This is a genomic window from Acidobacteriota bacterium (assembly GCA_009838525.1).
Lineage (GTDB): Bacteria > Acidobacteriota > Vicinamibacteria > Vicinamibacterales > UBA8438 > VXRJ01.
In genome coordinates this window covers 150,403-167,432 of the sequence record VXRJ01000035.1, presented here as the reverse complement: position 1 = coordinate 167,432, position 17,030 = coordinate 150,403, and the positions used below count along the sequence as shown (strand labels likewise).

17 protein-coding genes and 1 tRNA gene are annotated in these 17,030 nt (G+C 67.4%); 6 read left to right on the top strand and 12 right to left on the bottom strand.

Annotation, left to right across the window (positions count from 1 at the left end; genetic code table 11):
- Window positions 1-42: 42 nt before the first annotated feature.
- Together F4Y45_16135 and F4Y45_16130 are read right to left on the bottom strand one after the other, a co-directional pair.
- Window positions 43-948, bottom strand: coding sequence for a hypothetical protein (locus F4Y45_16135; protein ID MXY26032.1), 906 nt, complete (start codon window positions 946-948; stop codon window positions 43-45).
- Between the two features lie 185 nt (window positions 949-1,133).
- Window positions 1,134-2,087: a VWA domain-containing protein gene (locus F4Y45_16130; GenBank protein MXY26031.1), complete on the bottom strand. Its 954-nt coding sequence runs from the start codon at window positions 2,085-2,087 to the stop codon at window positions 1,134-1,136.
- A gap of 68 nt (window positions 2,088-2,155) precedes the next feature.
- Between F4Y45_16130 and hisC the strand changes: the two genes are divergently transcribed.
- The 4 genes from hisC to F4Y45_16110 all read left to right on the top strand — a co-directional run bounded on the left by hisC (window position 2,156) and on the right by F4Y45_16110 (window position 5,326).
- Window positions 2,156-3,205 carry a histidinol-phosphate transaminase gene (gene hisC / locus F4Y45_16125; GenBank protein ID MXY26030.1) on the top strand — a complete coding sequence of 350 codons (1,050 nt, stop codon included), beginning with the start codon at window positions 2,156-2,158 and terminating at the stop codon, window positions 3,203-3,205.
- A complete protein-coding gene (locus F4Y45_16120; GenBank protein ID MXY26029.1) occupies window positions 3,202-4,242 on the top strand; it encodes a S9 family peptidase in 1,041 nt (346 codons plus the stop codon). Before hisC ends, F4Y45_16120 begins: the two co-directional genes overlap by 4 nt.
- Before the next feature lie 64 nt (window positions 4,243-4,306).
- On the top strand, window positions 4,307-4,729 hold the full coding sequence (locus F4Y45_16115; GenBank protein ID MXY26028.1) for a vitamin K epoxide reductase family protein: 423 nt from the start codon (window positions 4,307-4,309) through the stop codon (window positions 4,727-4,729).
- A 141-nt stretch (window positions 4,730-4,870) separates the two neighbouring features.
- Entirely contained in the window at window positions 4,871-5,326 is a 456-nt protein-coding gene (locus tag F4Y45_16110) for a cytochrome c (GenBank protein MXY26027.1), read from the top strand.
- Between the two features lie 24 nt (window positions 5,327-5,350).
- Here the strand turns inward: F4Y45_16110 and F4Y45_16105 are convergent, their stop codons facing one another.
- The 3 genes from F4Y45_16105 to F4Y45_16095 form a co-directional block, all read right to left on the bottom strand.
- Entirely contained in the window at window positions 5,351-6,796 is a 1,446-nt protein-coding gene (locus tag F4Y45_16105) for a chloride channel protein (protein ID MXY26026.1), read from the bottom strand.
- A gap of 8 nt (window positions 6,797-6,804) precedes the next feature.
- A complete protein-coding gene (locus tag F4Y45_16100; protein ID MXY26025.1) occupies window positions 6,805-8,250 on the bottom strand; it encodes a hypothetical protein in 1,446 nt (481 codons plus the stop codon).
- 125 nt (window positions 8,251-8,375) lie between these two features.
- Entirely contained in the window at window positions 8,376-9,896 is a 1,521-nt protein-coding gene (locus F4Y45_16095) for a DASS family sodium-coupled anion symporter (GenBank protein MXY26024.1), read from the bottom strand.
- Window positions 9,897-10,006: 110 nt separating this feature from the next.
- Here F4Y45_16095 and tatA point away from each other — a divergent pair, with 110 nt between their 5' ends.
- The gene (tatA, locus tag F4Y45_16090; GenBank protein MXY26023.1) at window positions 10,007-10,213 is read left to right on the top strand and encodes a twin-arginine translocase TatA/TatE family subunit; all 207 of its coding nucleotides are present in this window, start codon (window positions 10,007-10,009) and stop codon (window positions 10,211-10,213) included.
- A 139-nt stretch (window positions 10,214-10,352) separates the two neighbouring features.
- On the opposite strand, the gene F4Y45_16085 is transcribed toward tatA, so the two are convergent.
- Together F4Y45_16085 and F4Y45_16080 are read right to left on the bottom strand one after the other, a co-directional pair.
- On the bottom strand, window positions 10,353-10,883 hold the full coding sequence (locus tag F4Y45_16085) for a peroxiredoxin (GenBank protein MXY26022.1): 531 nt from the start codon (window positions 10,881-10,883) through the stop codon (window positions 10,353-10,355).
- A gap of 184 nt (window positions 10,884-11,067) precedes the next feature.
- Window positions 11,068-12,642: a DUF3179 domain-containing protein gene (locus tag F4Y45_16080; GenBank protein ID MXY26021.1), complete on the bottom strand. Its 1,575-nt coding sequence runs from the start codon at window positions 12,640-12,642 to the stop codon at window positions 11,068-11,070.
- Window positions 12,643-12,680: 38 nt separating this feature from the next.
- Here F4Y45_16080 and F4Y45_16075 point away from each other — a divergent pair, with 38 nt between their 5' ends.
- Window positions 12,681-13,526 carry a citryl-CoA lyase gene (locus F4Y45_16075; GenBank protein MXY26020.1) on the top strand — a complete coding sequence of 282 codons (846 nt, stop codon included), beginning with the start codon at window positions 12,681-12,683 and terminating at the stop codon, window positions 13,524-13,526.
- A 25-nt stretch (window positions 13,527-13,551) separates the two neighbouring features.
- Here F4Y45_16075 and F4Y45_16070 read toward each other — a convergent pair.
- The 5 genes from F4Y45_16070 to uvrB form a co-directional block, all read right to left on the bottom strand.
- A tRNA-Val gene (locus F4Y45_16070) sits at window positions 13,552-13,626 on the bottom strand.
- A 14-nt stretch (window positions 13,627-13,640) separates the two neighbouring features.
- A complete protein-coding gene (locus F4Y45_16065) occupies window positions 13,641-14,114 on the bottom strand; it encodes a hypothetical protein (GenBank protein ID MXY26019.1) in 474 nt (157 codons plus the stop codon).
- An 82-nt stretch (window positions 14,115-14,196) separates the two neighbouring features.
- Window positions 14,197-14,637 carry a hypothetical protein gene (locus tag F4Y45_16060; GenBank protein ID MXY26018.1) on the bottom strand — a complete coding sequence of 147 codons (441 nt, stop codon included), beginning with the start codon at window positions 14,635-14,637 and terminating at the stop codon, window positions 14,197-14,199.
- Between the two features lie 3 nt (window positions 14,638-14,640).
- Window positions 14,641-15,027, bottom strand: coding sequence for a YtxH domain-containing protein (locus F4Y45_16055; GenBank protein MXY26017.1), 387 nt, complete (start codon window positions 15,025-15,027; stop codon window positions 14,641-14,643).
- Window positions 15,020-17,029, bottom strand: coding sequence for an excinuclease ABC subunit UvrB (uvrB, locus tag F4Y45_16050; protein ID MXY26016.1), 2,010 nt, complete (start codon window positions 17,027-17,029; stop codon window positions 15,020-15,022). The genes F4Y45_16055 and uvrB overlap by 8 nt, the downstream gene beginning before the upstream one ends.
- Window position 17,030 lies beyond the last annotated feature (1 nt).

Here is a 17,030-nt window from a genome sequence, read left to right as displayed (position 1 = left end):
CCAGTGAGAGGAGCCTGCCCAACACGGCCGCGCCGGCGCCCTCTACTGCTCCGGCTCCTCCACGCGGAGGCTGGCGAAGAGGCGGATGTCCTGGGCGCCACGCGCCCCCGCGGCGATCGCCGCGCCACGCGGGTCGGGCGGTTCGTACCGCAGGCGGTAGCGCTTCGACATTTCCGCGTGGTGGGCGTTCAGGCGCTCGGCGAATGTCGGCAGCCACTGCGCCAGGCCGCTCGCGGCGGCTATGCTCTCGTATATTCCGCCCGTATTCTCGGTGAAGTTGAGAGCGTACTGCGACATGACGCTACCGCCGCGGCTCGAGAGCTGCAGGATGTTCACGGTAACCCCGTTGTCGATGAGCGTCTGCATGAGCGCCAGGTACTCCGGGTCGCTGTAGTTGCTGCTGTTCTCCGTGCCGTCGGTCAGGACCATCATCATTACCGGAAACACATCGGTTTCCTCGTAGCGGCGCTCCCAGGTTTCCCTGATGCCATCGAGCATGATGGAGGCCGCGCCCTGATCCAGGAAGATCGACCCGGCCGAGTCCTTCAGCTCGTCGCGGTCGGTGGTGAAGTCGACCCGGTGCTGAATGTTGCGGCCGATCGTAAAGAGGGACACCTCGTGCTCCGGCCCGAGGGTGTCGAAGAACCCGTCCATGCCGGCCCGCAACGAGTTGAGCGCGTTCATCTCCGACATCTGTTGGCCGTTGTCGATCAGCAGCGCGATCTTCATCGGACCGACCCGGTCGGCCGACACGATGGTGACCGGCGTGTCGTCCTCCTGCACGATGAAGTCGTCGACCCCCAAGCCGGAAATCACCTCTCCGTTGGCATCCAGCGGCTCGATGAACAGTTGTGCGAGGTCCTGCGCCTCCGCGGTCGCGGGCGCCGACAGCCCCAGCGTGACGGCCACGAACAGGATCAACCCGCCGCCGGTTACGGAACGATGCATCTGGTTCCTCCTTGCTCTTTCCCGGCGGCCGGGCGCGTCAAGTCGGACGCCGCCCGGGCGACTGCCGGCCAGGCGCTGGCGCTGGTGCGCCCGCAAGGGCGCTAGCTCCGGCCGCGTGCCGTCGCTCGTCCGAAGTATACGCCTTATCTCCCGGAGCGGGCCGCAGGCACGCCGGCTGGCGCGGGCTACTGCTCCATACGGACGTCGGTAAAAAGGCGGATGTTGACGCCGGGGCGCGCTCCCGCGGAGATCTGCGCGCCGCGCGGATCGGGCGGCTCGTACCGCAGGCGGTAGCGCTTCGACATTCCCGCGTAGTGGGTGTTCAGCCGTTCCGCATACCTCTCCATCCACTCCGGCATACCGGTCGCGGTGGTGATGGTCTCGTAGACGCCGCCCGTGTTCTCGGCGATGCTGCGGGCGTACTCGGGCATCGTGCTGATCTCGCCGCCGCGGCTTCTGCCGCTGAGGCCAGACAGTTGCACGACGTTAACCATGATGCCGTTGAAGATGAGCCGGTCGACGAGTTCCGCGAATTCGGCGTCGTTGTAGTTCCTGCTGCCCTCGGGGCCATCGGTCAGGATGACGACCATTGCCGGCAGCGTATCGTCACCCTCGTAGTAGCTGTCCCAGATCTCCCGGATGCCGTCGAGCAGGAGCGTGCCTCCCCCCGAATCCAGAACCATGTCCTCGACCGATTGCCGCAACGCCGCGCGGTCCATCGTGAAGTCGACCCGGCGCTGAATGCTCCGGGCGATCGTGAACAGGGCAACCTCGTGTTCCGGCCCGAGGGTGTCGAGAAAGGCCCCAACCGCGTCCCGCGCCGGGTAGTACGCGGCGAGCTCCGACATCCGCTCGCCGTTGTCGACAAGCAGCGCCACCTTCATCGGGCCGACCCGCTCGGCCGAGACGATGTTGACCCGCGTGTCGTCCTCCAGCACGATGAAGTCCCGCGCCGTCAGGTCGGGGACCACCTGCCCCTCGTCGTCCAGGGCCTCGATGTACAACTGGCCGAGAGCCTGCCCCTGCGCCGCGGCGGCAGACAACGCCAGAACGACCGCCGCGGCGAGGACGAGCAGGCCACCCGCTGGCAGCCGGTGGTGAAACCCCGCGTAGCACAGAGAGCGGCAAAGCGCTCGCATTCCGATCCGAGTATATCGCCCGCCTCCGGTAGACCATCCGCCCCCAGCGATTACAATCGCCGCCTGCCATGTCCCGGTTTCGCCCCGCCGTCGAGCGTCTCGACCCCTACGTCCCCGGGGAACAGCCCCCGGACGACGCGGCGGTCGTCAAGCTGAACACGAACGAGAACCCGTATCCGCCGAGCCCGCGGGCGCTCGAGGCGATCCGAACGGCGGACCCCGACGCGCTGCGCCGCTACCCGCAGCCGATGGCGGACGACTTTCGCCGCGCCGCGGGCGATGCGCTCGGTGTCGATCCGGACTGGATCCTGGCCGGCAACGGGAGCGATGACCTGCTGACCATGCTGTTCCGGGCCGTGACCGGTCCGGGGCGGCCCGTCGCCTACGCGACGCCCACGTACGTGCTGTATCGCACGCTTGCGGCGATGCAGGAAGCCCCGGTGATGGAGGCGCGCTACGACGAGGCCTACGCCGTGCCGGTCGATACGCTGGTGGCGGCGCGCGCCGCCCTGACGATCGTCGCCCATCCCAACTCGCCCAGCGGTACCGCCGCGACGCCGGACGAACTGGCGGAGCTGGCCGAACGAACCACCGGCGTGCTGGCGGTCGATGAAGCGTACGTCGCGTTCGCCGATCACGACGCCCTCGATCTGGTCCGGCGGCATGACCACGTGCTCGTGCTTCGCACGCTGTCGAAAGGCCATGGACTGGCGGGCCTCCGGATCGGCTACGGCGTCGGGCGCCCCGATCTGCTCGCCGGCCTGGCCAGAGTAAAGGACAGCTACAACGTCGACGCCCTGGCGGCGCGCGCCGGGGCCGCGGCAATCCGCGACACCGACTACACCAGCAGGACCGTCGCGCGCATCCGCGCATCACGCGACCGGCTGATTGCACGGTTGAACGGACTCGGTTGCCGGGTATGGCCGAGCGAGGCCAACTTCGTCCTCGTACGGCCTCCAGGCGGTGACGCCGGCCGCCTCCATGAGGCGTTGCGGGCGGACGGTATCCTTGTGCGATACTTCGCGGAACCGGGTCTGGACGACAAGCTCCGTATCACCGTCGGAACCGACCCGCAGCACGAGCGGCTGACGGCCGCGCTGGCGCGGCTCATCGGATGACAAGGCACATTCTCATGACGATTCGTCGCGCCGTCGGCGCAACCCTCCTGCTGCTCGTCCTGGGCTCCGGAGCCCAGCCGCTCCATGCCCAGTCGGATATCGATCGCTTTGCCGCCGACATCGATCGCAAGGCGGAACGCGATCGGATCTTCCGCGAGCTGAGTGAAGGCGTGATCTCCATGCGGAAATCGACCTACGCCAGCCGCGCCGATGGACTGGAGATTCCCTTCTACGTATTCGAGCCGCTCCGCGTGCGCGGACCGCGGGGCCATGCGGCTCTCGTCTGGATTCATGGCGGCGTCCACGGCGACCTCGATCCGACCTACTTCCCGTTCATCCGGGAAGCGGTGGCGCGCGGCTACGTCATCGTCGCGCCGGAGTACCGCGGCAGCACCGGCTACGGCCGGACGCACCATGAGGCCATCGACTACGGCGGTCACGAGGTGGAGGATTGCCTGACGGCGCTCGACGAAATGCGGGACCGCATGCCGTACGTCGACCCGGAGCGCGTCGGCGTCATCGGCTGGAGCCACGGCGGCTTCATTGCGCTTCACTCCGTGTTTCGCGACCAGGGCGCCTTCAGCGCGGCGGCGGCGCTGGTGCCGGTCAGCAATCTGGTCCACCGGCTGTCGTACAAGGGGCCGCGGTACGAGCGGCTCTTCGTCGCGCAGGAACGGATAGGCGGCCGGGTGCACGAACGGCGCGACGTTTATGTCGAGCGCTCACCGGTGTTCCAGGTCGAGCGACTGGAAACGCCACTGCTCGTGCATGTCGCCGACAACGACCGTGACGTGAACTTCGAAGAGGCGCAGCAGCTCATCCACGCGCTGGAGTACCACAAGCCGGAGTTGGCCGAGACCCGCATCTACCATGATCCGCCGATCGATCAGTTCGGCGGCGGCCACCGGTTCAACCGGCGGGTGGATCCCGACCGGGGCTACCAGCGCGTGGACAGCCCGCAGCAGCGCGACTCGTGGAACCGGATCTGGACCTTCCTCGAGTGGCATCTGCAGCCGTACCGCGACACGTTCCGGTAGGCCGAACCGGCGGCGGCCCACGGGCGGCGCCACGCGCTTCGGGCCGGGCCGCTCACGGCGCATCATGACGATCGCGATCGCGCTGCTCGCCGCCGCCGGCTTCGCGATCGCCAGCTACTTCACGGCGGTCGCCTGGCGGTGGACGCCAGCCGATGCGCGCTGGATCCCCCGTGTTTGCCGGATGGACGAGCGCACGTGCGCTACGGTCATCTTCACTCGGGACGCCCGGGTGTTCGGGCCGCCCAACTCGCTGCTGGGGCAGGTGTACTACGTGGCGCTGATGGCGGGCGCGGCCCTGGGTATCCTGGGCGATCCGTGGGTCTGGCGGCTGTGCGTGGCGAGCAGCCTCGCAACCGTCGGGCTGGGCATCTACCTCAGCTACGCGCTGCTGGTCGTGCTGCGGGTACCCTGTCCGCTCTGCTTCGCGTCGCACGGAATCAACGCGTCGCTCTGCTGCCTGCTGCTCTTCCTGCCCGCGCCGGACTGACGCGGGCAATCCGGCCCAGCGGGCCGGCAGCCGCCCCGCAGCCATCCACCGCGTACTGGTATAGTGACCGGGTTTGGCCGGCGTTGCACGACCGGCCCGGCGGCACGGATCTCACTGATCGACACGACTGACGAGGGGGCCATGAGCGCAGCACGGATGAACGGCAGGGTGACGGTGACGGTCGCAGCGGCGGCGCTGCTCCTGGCAGCGACAGGTGCGTTCACGCTGCACGCGGCAGCGCAGCAGAAGACCACGATGGACTCCGTCTATACCGCGGAGCAGGCGATGCGCGGCCTGGAGTCGTACCAGCAGGAATGCGCGCAATGCCACCTGGACGACCTGCTCGGCGACGGTATCGCCCCGGCGCTGATTGGCGCGCCGTTCCACTTCCGCTGGAGCGACCTGTCGGTGGGCGACATGGTGGTCGCCATACGGACGACGATGCCGCAGGGGGCTCCCGCGAGCCTCAGTCCGCAGGCTTACGTCGATATTGTCGCCTACATGCTCGAGGTGAACGACTTCCCTGCCGGCGACACGGAACTTCCGACCGACCAGACCGAGCTCGAGTCGATCATCATCAGCCAGGAATCGCAGTAAGGCGTCACGCCCGGTAGCGGAGCGTCACGCCCCGGCAGTCTCGGGAGGCGTACGCCCGGAGGTCGCCGGCGCCTCCTCCGACGTAGGCCGCTGTTCCGTGTCGACGTACGGGAACGGGATTCCGCGCCGGTGCAGCCGCAGCGTGTAGATGCTGAACGGCGAGTACCGGTGCGAGATATAGACGCTCCCCACCACGGCCGCCATCAGGGGCAGCATGATCCGATAGTCGTTCGTCATCTCGAAGAGGATGATGATCGCCGTGGTCGGCGCCTTCGCGGCCGCTGCGAAGAACGCGGCCATCCCCACCATCGCATAGGCACCGGAACCGGCCGTCCAGTCAGGAAACCAGGCGTGCGCGAAGGACCCGAAGACACCGCCCAGCATCGCCCCCATGTACAGGCTCGGCGCGAACACGCCACCCGACCCGCCCGAGCCGAGGGTTGCGCAGTTGGCGACGAGGGCCGCAATGAAGAGCCACCAGAGCAGGTCGGCGTCGAACCGGACCCAGAGCGCCGATTCAATCGCCTCGAAGCTCGAACCGTACACTTCCGGAAAGAACCGGATTACCAGACCGACCATCAGGCCGCCCACCGCCGGCTTCAGCCACTCGGGAAACCGCCACCGGCCGAACACGTCTTCCGACCAGTAGAGCATGCGGACGTAGGCAGTTGCCGCCGCCCCCATGATGGTCCCCATGAGGAAGTAGAGCGGGACTTCCGCCGGCGACACCAGGCTGTAGGTGGGCGCCATGAACGCCGGGAAGTTCCCCAGAAAGTAGCGGGCCACCAGGCACGAGCTGAGCGAGGTGAGCAGCACCAGCAGGAAATCGGTCCGGATCCGGCCGATCAGGACCTCCATCGAGAAGATGGCGCCGGCAATCGGCGCGTTGAACGTCGCCGCCACCCCGCCGGCGGCGCCGCAGGACACCAGAGTGCGGAGATCCGTCGTGGTCAGCCGCGTCCACTGCCCGACGATGGACCCTATGGCAGCGCCGATCTGAACCATCGGACCTTCACGGCCGGCGGTGCCGCCAAAGCCGATGGTGAGGGAGGAAGCGATTACCTTGACCGTCACCACCCGCTTGCGAATGTAGCCCCCGAAACGCGCCAGCGCCGTCATCACCTCCGGCACGCCGTGGCCCTTCGCCTCTTTCGCGAAGCGCTGCACGAGAGGGCCGACCATCAATCCGCCAAGCGCCGGCAGGAGAACCAGTTGCGCCGCGCCGAAACGATCGAAGAGTGATGCGACGGGTCCGCGCGCGAAGTCGGCGACCATCTCCAGGACGTAGATGAAGCCGACCGACCCGAGGCCGGTCAGGACGCCGACGACGACGGCCAGGATAATGAGGTAGTTCTGCTCCGGCAGGAACGAACTCCGCAGCCAGACACGGGCCCAGCGCCAGACCGAGAGCCGCGAACTGATCCGCGCGAGCGCGCCGCCGACGCGTTCCAGGAGGTCTGATGCAGACACAACGACGGCTACAGGCCCGGGGGCGTGATGGCAGCCAGCGTAACGCGGTCTCCGCGGCCAAGACTCAGGAGCACCGGACTGTCGCTCGTATCGAGACGTTCGACCGCTGCGCGCGCCCGGGGGCTGTCGCCCGCCGCGACCGCGCGTCCGTCCACGGTCAGCAGCCGATCATCCTCGGCGACCCCGGCCAGCCCAGCCGGACCATCAGGCACGACGGTCGTCACGATCCAGCCACCCGCGTCGGCTTCATCACGCCACTCGACCTCCAGACCGAGACGTGCGAGGCGCACGACGGCAGGCGCCTCGGCCCGGCACTCAGCGTCGGGCAGCACCGTACCACCCGCAACAGTCCGCCGACCGCGGATGACCCGATAGCGAACCAGTTGGCCCGCCTCCAGCGCGTCGTAGCTCGCTTCGAACCCCTCGACGCTGTTGACCGGCTCGCCGTTCCACTCGATCAACACGTCGCCCGCGCGCAACGAGGGCTCCGGCGCGAACGCGGATGCAACGACCCGATCGATCAGCAGCCCGCGTCTCCCAAGCAGGTCAAGCACGCCGACGTCGAGCTGCGCGACCGAGATTGCGCGGCAGGGCTCCGGCTGGACCATTGCATCCAGCTTGCGCCTGAGCGCGTCAACCGCCATTGCCCGCGCCCCGTCGGGAGCAAGATACGTAACGCCGACCAGGAAGCCGTCCAGATCGACCACCGCCGCCAGCCCGCTCGCAGGCGGCCCAAAGGAGAGCTCCAGGCTGCCGTCGGCCGCTGCGGAAACCAGGTAGCCCGGTGTGATGGAAGGCGCTCCCGCGCGATCAAGCGTCACCGCGCCGACATACGAACCGGAGGCAAGCCCCCGCGCATCGCCGTGGGCGAACTGCGGCAGTCCGTCATCAACCTCAACGAGCGCCAGGCCTTCCTCTCGATCGATGGCGCGGACGCCCGAGGACGCCAGCGCCCAGGGGTCGGCCTCGACATCGGCGTCGTCGTCGGTCGCCGTGCCGGTCGCCTCGTCAACGTTCTCGGTCGTCTCGGCCGTCTCGCGGCTCGCCGCTTTCAACCGGGATCGCGCCTCCACCGCCATCAACGCGTCCGCCGCGACGATCGACGTGACCGCCAGTCCCGGCTCGACCACGAGGCCGCTTTCTCCCGTCGCGCCCACCTTCAGCAGGTGCGCGCCCATCTCCGAAGCCAACTGTGCCCAGTAGTCCGAGAAGTAGGTCAGCGGCGTCTTCTCAAGATCGCCCCGGAGTGACAGCAGCGGGCCGGACGGCGCCCGCACCGGAACGCTCGTCTCCCGCTGGTCGGCGCCGACCGACTCCGCGGCGGTCGTATCGGTGCTGCCCAGGTCGGCCCGTGCCGCCTGCTCGCGATCGAGCGCTCCGTGGATCAGAACACCCGCCACGACAAGCAGCACGAGCGCAGGAAAAAGCAACTGCCGCTCGTGCAGATGTCGCACACCCGGCAGTCGCAACAGTCCCCGCACTCGCTGATACCTGTTGCCAGAATAGCATGCGGACTTCAGGTTGACGCGCGCCGCGGACCGCCGGCGGACCTTCCCTCCCGAGTCGCTCGAGTGGGCTCCTAGCCGCGAACGACAGACAGGACCGCGAGCGTGACGATGGGAACGAGCACAATGGCGAGGAAGCCCATCAGGAGGCCGTACTGGATCATCTTGGTGATCGGTATGCGGCCAGAGGCATAGACGATGGCGTTCGGCGGCGTCGAGACCGGGAGGACGACCGCGACCGACGCGCCGAGGGCGGCGGCGATGGCCGGCGGAATCGGGTCTACGCCGGCCGCGACCGCGATGGCGATGACAATCGGCACGGCAATGTTCGCGGCGGCGGTGTTCGACATCGTGTTCGAAAGCACTACCGTGAAGAGCGTCGCGGCGATGGTGATCGGTACGACGTCGTTGGAAGGAACGAGGCCCGTGATTCCCTCGCCCACAACCTGCGCCAGGCCTGTCGCGCCCGACAGCGTACCGAGCGAGAGCCCGCCGCCGAACAGGAGAATGGTGCCCCAGTCGATCTGCGCCGCCTGCTTCCACGTGAGCGTGCTTCGCTCGGTCCGGCTGATCGGCAACAGAAACAGCAGGATGGCGCCGGTCAGCGCGGCGACCGCCTCCGGCATGCTTCCGAGCACGGCGACGGCAAACGGGTGTTCACGGCCCAGCACAAGCGGCAGGAGACCGGGACCGACCCAGAGCGAGACCGTAACCCCGAAGGCGATGATGGCGTTCCGCTCGCCCGGCTTCCAGGGCCCGAGCGCCGCCCGGCGCTCCGCGATGATCTTCTCCGCGCCGGGGATCTCGCGGATGCCGGTCCGTCCCGCCCAATTGAGATAGACGAAGACGATGGCCATGAACACGACCGTGATCGGCACGGCAAAGAGCATCCACTCGACGAACGAGATCCGGACGCCGAGCTGTTCCTGAATCGCGGCAATCGCAATGATGTTGGGCGGCGTCCCGACCGGGGTCGCCATGCCGCCAATCGAGCAGCCGTACGCCGTCATCAGCATCAGCGCGGTTGCGTAACGCTTCGGAAGGTCGCCGGCCGACTCCATGAAGACGACGAGCGAGATGCCGATGGGTACCAGCATCGCGGTCGTCGCGGTATTGCTCATCCAGGCGGACAGGAACGCGGCGAGGGCGCCATACGCGATCAGTATTCGCGTCGGCCGGGCGCCGATCATGCGGAGCGACAGCACGGCGTACGCGATCCGCTCGTTCACGCGGTGAACGAACAGCGCCTGGGCCAGGATGAAGCTTCCGATGAAGAGGAAGATGAGCGGGTGGGCGAATGGCGCCAGTACGGTGCCGACCGGCGCCACGCGCAGAATGACCGCGAGCACCGGTCCGAGCAGTGCGGTAACCGCAAGCGGCAGCGCCTCGGTGGTCCAGAAAACGACAACCAGCGCCGTGACGGCAGCCAGACGCTGTCCCTCCGGCGTCAGCGCCTCGAGCGGCGCTAGGAGCAACAGCACGAAGAGCGCGGGACCGAGGATCAGCCCGACCCGCCGCCGGGCCGCGTCAAAACGGGCCTGCGCGGCTTCGGTCGCCTGCACGTCCGGGTTGCGGGCTGTGGTCTTGTCGGTCATCCCTATGCGCCGCCGGACGTGATATTCTGGGGACGATCTGCTCGCGGGGCGGGTCGTGATCCAGGGCAGGAACGCCCCGGAAGAGAGGTCAGAACATGCACTCTGGACTGATGCTCGCGCTGCTTGGGCCGGTCGGTCCGTTGGAACTGATCGTCATTCTCGCCATCGTGATCCTCATCTTCGGTGCGAAGCGGCTGTCAGGCCTCGGCAAGGGGCTCGGTCAAGCGATTCGCGGCTTCAAGGAAGAGGTTCGCATCGACGAGAAGGCGCAGTCCTCGGAAGCGTCATCGTCTTCTTCCTCCCGGTCATCCGACTGACGCCACGCTGCGCACAGCGGCCGCGCTGTCCATAGCTCCTGGACACGGTAGTGCAATTGCCGGCGGGCCCGGGCCCGATGTCGGCGGATCTTGCGTCGCCTCCACCAGCGTGCGTTCCCGCGGCCCGTTCCGGTCTTCGCTACTGACGCGGAACGTCCAGCCGCGTCAAGTCCGCCACGAGATCCGCACCCGCCGTGTTGGGGGTCACGTCCTTGTCGATCGAGAGGATCTTGCCGTCCGCGCCGATGATGTATGTCCACCGGAACGGCAACTCCCGCTCGGCGTTAACGACGCCGTAGGCCCGGGCCACGCCCTTGCCGGGATCGCTCAGGATCGGGAAATCGGCCCCGAGCGATTCGGCGAACTCCCGGTTCGTCTGCGCATCGTCAACGCTCACCATGAAGTACGCCAGATCGAACTGCTGAAGTTGGTCGCTGGACTCACGCAGCGACTTGCATTCGGCCGTTCAACCACCGGTGAAGGCCTTCGGGAACCACGCCAGCACGACGGTGCGTCCGGCGTACTGCCCGAGGCTGTGGGTATTTCCGTCGCTCCCCGGCAGGTCGAAGGCGGGCGCGTCGTCACCCACCTGCAGATCTTGCGCCTGGGCGCCGGTCGCGCCGAGCGCAAGAACCGCCGCCGCCAGAGTCAGGGTCCAGAGTAGCTTCATCGTGCCTGCTCCTTCGAGTCTCCCGTCACCGCCACTACAAGATACCGCCGCTCGGAAGGCACTAGCCTAGCCGATCCGAACCCGATTCGCCTAGCGGCTTCACTACGGTGCGCCGGCCTCCAGGCCGGCATCGACTTTTTTCTCTTGCCGGCCTGGAGGCCGGCGGACCTGGCAACCCGAGCTGCTAGTCGCGCACCAGGCGGGTCTCCGGGAACTGGGCCCGCCAGCCGAACCAGAACGCCCGCTGCGCCGCCACCCGCGGGAGGCGCCGGGACGGATTGTCCGCGTGCACCAGTGCATCCTCCGTCACCTGCCATCGCCCGCCGTCCGCGTCCACCACCACGAGGTCGCCCTCGAGCCGGACGAAGTTGCTGTCGCCCGGGTCGAAGACGCGGTTCGCACCCTCCCCGGTCGTCACCACCAGCAGGCGCCGACCGGCATGCTGTTCCGGGTGGAGCCGGTTGTCCTCGAGAAACTCCGTCGAAATCGCAAGCGGCTGGCGTTGTCCGGCCGCATCCTCGAGCAGCAGCGTCAGCACCTCGTCCTTGTTGTCCAGTTCGCCGTCCGGATGGTCGTCCAGGTCCGGAACGGGGAACATCAGCGCATCCGTCGAGAAATAGTCGCGGTACGCCACGCCTTCGCCATAGTCCCGCTCGTGGCCGGTGGCGAGGGTGAGCACCGTCGTCCCGGGGTGCATCCGCCGCCACTCGCCCCACGTCGTGGTCACTACGGCGCGATGCGTAAGCCGGAGTCCGCTGCCCACCAGCGCACCCACCACCGGCACCCCCTCGAACGTGTTCCACAGGCTCTTGGTGCCATGGTCGAACATCAGCTTGTTCGACCGGTAGAGCAGGCCGCTCGTGCCGAACTTGATGTGCCGGCCATCGACAACGCTCTCGTACGGGATGACCGTACCGCAGAGCGTGCAGTAGACGATCGTCAACTCGATGCCGCCGACCTGGTCGAGCGCCATCTCGTGCCACGCCAGGATTCGTTTCGGATAGGCTCGCATCTCTCCACCGGCGGCGATGCCGAAGACGATGTCGTCGTCGTCCAGGTAGTCGGCGGCATCGTCGTTCGCGCCGACGTACTCGGAGTACTCGAGCGGAGGAATGCCGTTGACCGGAACGCCGCCCCAGTCAATCTCGTCGAGCCGAATCAACGTCTCCGTGCCGGGAGGAAAGAAGTCGGCAAACGCAGGGTCTATCTCGCGGTACCAGACGCCCTTGAAGAAGGGGTAGTCGGGGTGCGGATCGTACGGCTGGGCCCAGATCCACTGGTGCGCGCGCACGAGACTGCCGCGGAATCGCTGGCCTGTCTGGTCCTCCAGGAACCCCATCAGGTCGCGCCAGACCCGCGTACCGGGCGACTCTACCGGCGGCGGCTCCAACTCGCGGGTCTGATTAGTGGGGTCGGTCGGATCCGTCGAGAACGCTGGCGCCGGATCGCGCGGCGGAGGGTAGAACCGGATAAGGTCCCAGAGCATGCCCGCGTAGCCGTCGCGCCACTGCTCGGCAATCTGGTCGAGCGCCTCCGCGGCCTTGTCACGGTCCTGGTCGAGAGCCAGAAAGAAAAGACGAATGTCGGGGTGATCCCCTTCTGTGGCGCGCGGCTGTGCGGCCACCGGCGTGGCGGCCGCCACCGGCAGCAGCCAGAGGGCCGTCGCCAACAGCAGTACCGTCATACGGAATCCGACGGGCGATGATGTACGCTCCGGTTGCATCTTCAACTTCCCTATCTCGCGGCTGTCAGCCATCATAGCCCCTGCCGCGAGGCTCAGGAAGCGAGGCGAAGAAAATGAGTACTCCCCCTTCGACGACGACACGCGCCGAGCCGTCCGAGCGCTGGCCGACCGCTATCACGCAGGTGGAACCCAACAAGGTGTTGCTGCGTGGCTATCCGGTCGACGAGTTGATGGGACGGGTGTCGTTCAGCGACGCCATCTATCTGGTCCTGACGGGGGAGCTGCCGGACCGTACCGTCAGCCGCGTAATGGACGCGCTGCTGATCTCGACGATTGACCATGGTGCGACGCCGCCCGCCACCGTCGCGGCCCGAAACGTCGCGAGCACGGGGGCGCCGCTCCGCGCGGCGGCGGCGGCCGGCCTTCTCGCCCTCGGCTCACGGCTTGGCGGTGGCGGCAGCATCGAGAGCTGCATGCGCCTCCTGGATGACGGACTTGCGCTGGTGGGTGACTGGGTGTCGTACGACGACGCCGCCCGTCGGCTGCTCGATCAGATGAGCGCCACCGGACAGACGCCGCCCGGTTTCGGCCACCGCCAACATATGCGCGACCCGCGGGCGGCACGGCTGATGCAACTCGCGTTCGAGCTGGAGCTCGAAGGCGGTCACACGCAACTCGCCCGAGCGATCGAGCAGGAGCTGATCGAACGCCGGGCAGCAAGCGGACTGCCGACCGTTTCGCTGAACGTCGACGGCGCCATCGCCGCCGTCGCGGGCGACCTGGGACTCGACGCCGAGACGGCAACGATGCTCTTCACCATCGCGCGCGTCCCGGGCCTCGTGGCTCATGCGATCGAGGAAACGCGCCGCCAGGAGGCCATGCGCCTGATCGATCCGTCGAAGCACGCCTACGACGGACCGGGCGAACGCCGGGTGCAGGAATCCCCGCTGGTGGGCTGAGAAGCCTTGGGCTGAGGCCGGAGAATGGTGGGCGCTAGTGGATTCGAACCACTGACCCCCGCCGTGTGAAGGCGATGCTCTACCGCTGAGCCAAGCGCCCGACCTTGGGAACGACTACCGCGCCTGTTCGATCAACGCACGCAACATCCGCGCGTACTGGGCGTCGGCGTCCGCGTCGCCGTCGAACGGCGCGGGACCGGCACCGGTGTCGACCATGTCGGACTCGGTGAGCCCGTCGGCGCCGACATCGGTGATCAGGATCTTCGTTTCCGCTATCGACGCCGCGTTCAGGTCGATATAGACCTCGCGGTACTGCGCGTCCTCTATCTTCTGCTGCACGTACATCGGCACTTCGTAGCGGGCCGATACCACCAGGAGCTGCCCAGGAAACGCAAGGGCGGCGACAAACCGGTCATCGCCCTCCGTATCCTGCGCCGCGATGGCGTCGAGGCCCGCCGCGTTGAGGACCTCCGACAGCTCGCTCGCCAGACTGCCCGACTCCTGAGCCAGCGCCACCGAGCCGCTCAACACGACCGCCGTTGCAGCCAGCACCACCGACACTACACGGAATCTCTCTTGGATAGTCATGGCGACTCTCCTCCCCGACATCGGTTCGTAACAACCCGTTTCTACCACCGCCGGGGCGCGTCGTCAACGCCGGAACACAAGATCAGCGTTGAACGGCGTCTCCGGACCGCGGTCCGGGCGGCGTCTGCCCTCCCGTCGCCGGGGCGGGCCCGTTACCGCCCACGAACGACTCGACCGCAGCGCGAACACCGGCAAAGGCAGCCATACCCCGTCCTCCCAGGACGAGGCGCGCGGCGGACATGAGGCCGTCCACGCGACCGCCCACGCGATCAAGAAACGCTTTCGACTGCTCCGCGAGATCGGCCGCCGCAGTGACGACTCGAGTCGCCTCATCGCTCACGCGCTCGAGTTTTCCGAGCGCCGGGCGGATGTCGTTCTCAACCGTATCCGCGAGATCCTGCACCCGCCGGGCGAGCCGGACGCCGGCGATCAGCAGCGCGATCTGCACGATCGCCATGATGGCGGTGGCCCCCGCGATCACGGCCAGCAGCGTCAACTGCAGCGACTGTGGGTCCGCGAGCATCCGTCAGCTCTGCTCGTCTTCCACGTCCGGGCCGCCCGAGACCCGGGCGTAGGCAGCCTTGCCGCGATCGATGGCCTCGGTCAGGTGCTCCCGCTGCTCGCGCACGAACTCACGGCCGCGCTGCGCGGCGTCGACCGCCATGGTGCGTCCCTTCTCCGCAGCATTCACCGCGAGATCGCGCCCCTCACGGGCCCGGTCGTTCAGCATACGCCGGGTCTCCTCGCCGGTCGCCGGCGCACAGAGCAGCGCGACCGCCGCGCCGGTTACCGCACCCATGACGAAAGCCACGAGGACCATCGCCGCATTACCATCAGAATCTCTGCTCATCCCGTCTTTCCTCCTGTTTGATCTTCTCATATTCTTCTCGGACGCAGGCGCCGTTTCAAACACTGCCGACCCCCAGTTCGAGGTTCCGCAGGCCACGTACGCGGTCGCGCAGTTCGGCCGCCCGCTCGAATTCCAGATTGGCCGCCGCCGCGCGCATTTCGGCCTCCAGGTCGGCAATCCGCCGTTCGAGATCGGCCGCCGAGGCGAAGGTCTCGGTCGGAACGTCGATAGCCGGCGGGGACAGATAGTCACGCTCGTAGACGCTCGACAGCACACCGTCGATTTCCTTCCTGATCGATGCGGGCGTGATCCCGTGCGTCCGGTTGTACTCCTCCTGGCGCTCGCGCCGGCGCGCCATCTCGCCGAGGGCCTCGCGCATCGATTCCGTTACCGCGTCGGCGTACATGATCACCTGGCCGTTGACATTGCGCGCGGCACGGCCCGCGGTCTGGATGAGAGATCCGGCGGAACGGAGAAACCCCTCCTTGTCGGCGTCGAGAATCGCGACCAGCGAAACCTCCGGCAGGTCGAGCCCCTCGCGCAGCAGGTTGATGCCGACGAGGACATCGAAGGCGCCGCGGCGCAGATCGCGCAGGATCTCCACCCGTTCGAGCGTGTCGATGTCGGAGTGCAGGTAGCGGACCCGCACTCCCAGCTCCTGATAGAACTGCGTCAGGTCCTCCGCCATCCGCTTCGTCAGCGTCGTCACGAGCACCCGCTCACGCCGCGCTGAGCGCTCCCGGATCTCGTGCAGGAGATTGTCGACCTGACCCTTCACGGGCCGGACGTCAACCGCCGGATCGATGAGGCCGGTCGGCCGGATGATCTGCTCCACGACGACGCCGCCGCTCTGCTCCAGCTCGTACGGACCCGGCGTCGCCGAAACGAAGATCACCTGGCTGACGCGCGCCTTCCATTCGTCGAAGCTGAGCGGACGGTTGTCGATCGCCGACGGTAGACGGAATCCATACTCGACCAGCGTCTCCTTCCGCGCGCGGTCGCCGTGGTACATGCCGCGCACCTGGGGGAGGGTCTGGTGGCTCTCGTCGATGATCGTCAGCGCGTCCTCCGGCAGGTAATCAAGCAGCGTCGGCGGAGGCTGGCCCGCGGCGCGGCCCGACAGGTGACGGGAGTAGTTCTCGATGCCGTGGCAGTAGCCGATCTCCTTCATCATCTCCAGATCGAACATCGTCCGCTCGTGCAGCCGCTGCGCCTCCTGCAGCTTCCCCGCCCGCTCCAGCCAGTTGCGGTGCTCGGCCAGTTCCGCCTTGATTCCGTCGATGGCGTCGAGCGTGTGCTCGCGGGGCATCACGAAGTGCGACTTCGGGTAGACGGCGATGCGGTCGTGACGCTGCTGCGCGCGACCGGTGAGGGGATCGAAGCTGATCAGTTCGTCCACCTCGTCTCCGAACAACTCGATCCGGACCCCCTGATCGTCGTACGACGGGTACACCTCGATGATGTCGCCCCGAACCCGGAAGACGCCCCGGCCAAACTCATGGTCGTTCCGTTCGTACTGGATCTCGACCAGCTTTCGGAGAATCGCGTCGCGATCGACGGTCTGGCCCCGCTCCAGGGGCAGCAGCATGCCGTAGTACGCCTCGGGAGATCCCAGACCGTAGATGCATGACACGCTCGCCACGATCAGCACGTCGCGCCGTTCGAAGAGCGACCGCGTGGCCGACAGCCGCATCCGATCTATCTCGTCATTGATGGTCGCTTCCTTCTCGATGTAGGTCCCCGTCGCCGGGACGTACGCCTCGGGCTGGTAGTAGTCGTAGTAGCTGACGAAGTACTCGACCGCATTGTCGGGAAAGAACCGCTTGAACTCCTGGTAGAGCTGGGCGGCCAGCGTCTTGTTGTGGACCATCACCAGCGTCGGGCGGTTCACCGTCGCCACGACGTGCGCCATCGTGAAGGTCTTACCCGAACCGGTGACACCGAGGAGCACCTGGTGCGGATCTCCCCGGTCGAGCCCATCGGTCAGTTCGGCGATGGCCCGTTCCTGATCGCCCCGGAGCTCGAAGTCGGTGACCAGCGCGAAGCGATCGTAGGTGGAAGGCATG